This is a genomic window from Stenotrophomonas sp. PS02298 (assembly GCF_029959445.1).
GTDB lineage: Bacteria > Pseudomonadota > Gammaproteobacteria > Xanthomonadales > Xanthomonadaceae > Stenotrophomonas.
This window is the reverse complement of sequence record NZ_JASCOR010000240.1, coordinates 1-4,360: the sequence shown is the minus strand read 5'-3', so window position 1 is coordinate 4,360 and position 4,360 is coordinate 1. Positions and strand designations below refer to the sequence as shown.

The window sequence follows — 4,360 nt, the reverse complement described above, 5'->3', positions numbered from 1 at the left end:
AGCTCGCACATCATCAGGTGGCAAAAGGCCCCTGTCTTGTCGGCAATGCCAGCTTCGCGGCTCACGCCGCTCCCACAAAAGAAAAAATGGCGGCGCGCGGCCAACAAAAAGCCCGCCGGTGAAGGCGGGCTTTCGGCGTAACGAAATTGCTTGGATCAGGCTTCCAGCGAGGCCAGGTCACCCTTGCTCTCCAGCCAGCCCTTGCGGTCCGGAGCGCGCTTCTTGGCCAGCAGCATGTCCATCAAGGCCGAGGTCTGCTCGCTGTCGTCCACGGTCAGCTGCACCAGGCGGCGCGTATCCGGGTGGATGGTGGATTCGCGCAGCTGCGAGGGATTCATTTCGCCCAGGCCCTTGAAGCGGGTGACGCTGACCTGGCCGCGGATCTTCTCGCGCTCGATTTTGTCCAGCAGGGAGCGCTTCTCTTCCTCATCCAGCGCGTAGAACACTTGCTTGCCCACATCGACGCGGAACAGCGGCGGCATTGCTACGAACACGTGGCCGGCATCCACCAGCGACGGGAAGTGGCGCAGGAACAGGGCGGTCAGCAAGGTGGCGATGTGCAGGCCGTCGGAGTCTGCGTCGGCCAGGATCACGATCTTGCCGTAACGCAGGCCGGACAGGTCGTCCTTGCCTGGGTCACAACCAATTGCGATGGCCAGGTTATGCACTTCTTCCGAGGCCAGCACGCTGCCCGAGGCGACTTCCCAGGTGTTCAGGATCTTGCCGCGCAGCGGCAGGATGGCCTGGAAATCCTTGTCGCGGGCCTGCTTGGCGCTGCCGCCTGCCGAGTCGCCCTCCACCAGGAACAGCTCGGTGCGCGACAGGTCCTGGCTGATGCAGTCGGCCAGCTTGCCGGGCAGGGCCGGGCCCTGGGTGACCTTCTTGCGGGTGACCAGCTTTTCGGTCTTCAGGCGCGCGCTGGCACGCTCGATGGCGATCTGCGCGATCTTCTCGCCCAGTTCCACGTTCTGGTTCAGCAGCAGGCTGAAGGCGTCATGGGCGGCGCCTTCGACGAAGCCGGCGGCCTGGCGCGAGGACAGGCGTTCCTTGGTCTGGCCGCTGAACTGCGGATCGGTCATCTTCAGTGACAGCACGAAGGAGACGCGGTCCCAGACATCTTCCGGGGCCAGCTTGACGCCGCGCGGCAGCAGGTTGCGGAAGTCGCAGAACTCACGCAGCGCCTCGGTCAGGCCGGTGCGCAGGCCGTTGGCATGGGTGCCGTGCTGGGCGGTCGGGATCAGGTTGACGTAGCTTTCCTGCACCAGCTCGCCTTCCGGCAGCCAGGCCACGGCCCAGTCAACAATCTCGGTTTCCTTCTTCAGTGAGCCGGCAAACAGGTCGGCTGGCAGCATTTCGCGCTCGCCCAGCTCGGCCTTCAGGTAGTCGCGCAGGCCGTCCTCGTAATACCAGGTGTCGACTTCGCCGGTGGCTTCGTCGGTCAGCTTCACGGTCAGGCCCGGGCACAGCACGGCCTTGGCGCGCAGCAGGTGGCGCAGTGCGCGCACATTGAACTTGGGCGTGTCGAAATACTTGGGGTCGGCCCAGAAGCGCACGCGGGTACCGGTGTTCTTCTTGCCGACGCTGCCGACCACTTCCAGTGGACTGGCGCGGTCGCCATCGCGGAAGGTGATGCGGTGTTCGCTGCCGTCGCGGCGGATATGGATCTCCACCAGCGTGGACAGGGCGTTGACCACCGATACGCCGACGCCGTGCAGACCGCCGGAGAACGTGTAGTTGCGGTTGTTGAACTTGCCGCCGGCGTGCAGCCTGGTCAGGATCAGTTCGACGCCCGGGATTTTCTCTTCCGGGTGGATGTCCACCGGCATGCCGCGGCCGTCATCGCTGACCTCGCAGCTGCCATCCTTGAACAGGGTGACTTCCACGGTCTTGGCGTGGCCGGCCAGGGCCTCATCGACCGAGTTGTCGATCACTTCCTGCGCCAGATGGTTCGGGCGGGCAGTGTCGGTATACATGCCAGGACGGCGTTTGACCGGGTCCAGGCCAGAGAGGACTTCGATGTCAGCGGCGTTGTAACGGGCGTTCATGGATCTCGGTAGGGCGCAAATCGACGTGGGAGTGTGCGGTCTGGCGGCGATTTTTGCACGCAGGGCATTCAGGGCCGGGGCAGCTGCGACGAGGTATCCTGTATCCGGTTCCAAAAAGGCCCGCCATTCCAGGCGGGGCAAGCCGAGGAGGTTTTGGATGAAAACATCAAAATTGCTGGCCCTGGGTGTTGTTGTCGCTGCCGTTGCCGCCGTTCCCTTCGTGATGGCGCAGAGCGCTGACAAGGGCAAGGCCGCCGAGGCCGCACAGGCTGCCCCGGTCGACAAGGCGCAGAGCGAGGCCGAGCAGAAGGCCAAGCGCCGCGCCGCCGCCGCTGCCCAGGACAAGGCCAAGGCTGACCAGCCGGCGCCGCGTGAAGAAGAGGAAGAGGAAGCCCGTCGCCGTCGCTGACGCGCTTTTGCTGAGTTTCAAGGACGCCCCGGCGCAGGTCGGGGCGTCTTTTTTTTAATCCGCCGCATCCAATGCTTGGGTGTTTTGGCGACAACCTTTAAACTAGGGCTTTCCGGGAGGCAGTGAGCCGTGACCCCCCTTATTTTTGTTACCGGTGGTGTGGTGTCCTCGCTAGGCAAGGGCATCGCAGCCGCGTCCCTGGCCTCGATTCTCGAGGCGCGTGGCCTGAAGGTCACCATGATGAAGCTGGATCCGTACATCAACGTCGATCCAGGCACGATGAGCCCCTTCCAGCATGGCGAGGTCTATGTCACCGACGACGGTGCCGAGACCGACCTCGATCTGGGCCATTACGAGCGTTTCGTCCATAACCGCCTGAGTCGCAAGAACTCGGTGACCACCGGGCGTATCTACGAGAACGTGATCCGCAAGGAGCGCCGTGGTGATTACCTGGGCGCGACCGTGCAGGTCATTCCGCACATCACCGATGAAATCCGCCGCTGCATCGACGAGGCCACTGCTGGCTTCGACGTGGCGCTGGTGGAGATCGGCGGCACCGTTGGCGACATCGAGTCGCTGCCGTTCCTGGAGGCCATCCGCCAGGTGCGCACCGAGCGTGGCCCGGAGAAGGCGCTGTTCATGCATCTCACCCTGGTGCCGTACATCGGTGCCGCCGGCGAGCTGAAGACCAAGCCGACCCAGCACTCGGTCAAGGAACTGCGCTCGATCGGCATCCAGCCGGACGTGCTGCTGTGCCGTTCCGAGCATGCAATCCCGGACTCGGAGCGCCGCAAGATTTCGCTGTTCACCAACGTCTCCGAGCGCGCCGTGATCAGCGTGCCGGACGTGGAAGTGCTGTATCGCGTGCCGATGGGCCTGCATGCGCAGGGCCTGGACGAGATCGTGGTCAACCAGCTGAAGCTGGCTGACAAGGCCGGTCCGGCCGACCTGTCCGAGTGGGAGTCAGTGCTGGACGCCGCGCTGCACCCGCTGGATGAAGTCACCATCGCCGTGGTCGGCAAGTACGTCGACCATCAGGATGCGTACAAGTCGGTGGGCGAGGCGCTCAAGCACGGTGGTCTGCGCCAGCGCACCAAGGTCAACCTGAAGTGGCTGGAAGCGCAGGAGTTGGAAGAATCCGGCCTGTCCGCGCTGGACGGCGTCGACGGCATCCTGGTGCCGGGCGGCTTCGGTGACCGTGGTTTCGAGGGCAAGGTGCTGACCTCGCAGTATGCCCGCGAGCACAAGGTGCCGTACTTCGGCATCTGCTATGGCATGCAGGCGGCCGTGGTGGACTACGCCCGCCATGTGGCTGGCCTCGAAGGCGCCAACAGCACCGAGAACGACCGCCAGTCGCCGAATCCGGTGATCGGCCTGATCACCGAATGGCGTACCGCCACCGGTGAAGTCGAGAAGCGCGACGAGAAGTCCGATCTGGGCGGCACCATGCGCCTGGGCCTGCAGGAGCAGCGCCTCAAGCCGGGCACCCTGGCCCGCGAGCTGTACGGCAAGGACGTGGTGGCCGAGCGTCACCGCCACCGTTACGAGTTCAACAACCGCTACCGCACCCAGTTGGAAGACGCGGGTCTGGTGATTGCCGGCAAGTCGATGGATGACACGCTGGTGGAAGTGGTCGAGCTGCCGCGTGACCAGCACCCGTGGTTCCTGGCCTGCCAGGCACACCCGGAGTTCCTGTCCACCCCGCGTGGCGGCCACCCGCTGTTCATCGGCTTCATCCGCGCCGCGCGCGAGAAGAAGGCCGGCGGCAAGCTGTTGCAGGAAGCCCGCGCCTGAAGGGGTAGTGCCGAGCCATGCTCGGCAGAGGCCTTCCCGAGGGAAATGACACTGTAGTGCCGAGCCATGCTCGGCAAGGGGCTCCACCGGTAATGCCTCTGCCGAGCATGGC

General features: G+C 64.7%; 3 protein-coding genes. 2 read left to right on the top strand and 1 reads right to left on the bottom strand.

What is annotated here, in order from left to right:
• Positions 1 to 155: 155 nt before the first annotated feature.
• Positions 156 to 2,045, bottom strand: coding sequence for a DNA topoisomerase IV subunit B (gene parE / locus QMX78_RS20280; protein WP_282273023.1), 1,890 nt, complete (start codon positions 2,043 to 2,045; stop codon positions 156 to 158).
• A 157-nt stretch (positions 2,046 to 2,202) separates the two neighbouring features.
• Here parE and QMX78_RS20275 point away from each other — a divergent pair, with 157 nt between their 5' ends.
• Entirely contained in the window at positions 2,203 to 2,454 is a 252-nt protein-coding gene (locus tag QMX78_RS20275; protein WP_282273021.1) for a hypothetical protein, read from the top strand.
• Positions 2,455 to 2,583: 129 nt separating this feature from the next.
• On the top strand, positions 2,584 to 4,248 hold the full coding sequence (locus tag QMX78_RS20270) for a CTP synthase (protein ID WP_282273019.1): 1,665 nt from the start codon (positions 2,584 to 2,586) through the stop codon (positions 4,246 to 4,248).
• The last annotated feature ends 112 nt before the right edge of the window (positions 4,249 to 4,360 follow it).

What these genes read in the sequence shown, in the direction of transcription:
- parE (WP_282273023.1), bottom strand. Translation starts at nt 2,045, where the DNA reads ATGAACGCCCGTTACAACGCCGCTGACATCGAAGTCCTCTCTGGCCTG.
- QMX78_RS20275 (WP_282273021.1), top strand. Translation starts at nt 2,203, where the DNA reads ATGAAAACATCAAAATTGCTGGCCCTGGGTGTTGTTGTCGCTGCCGTT.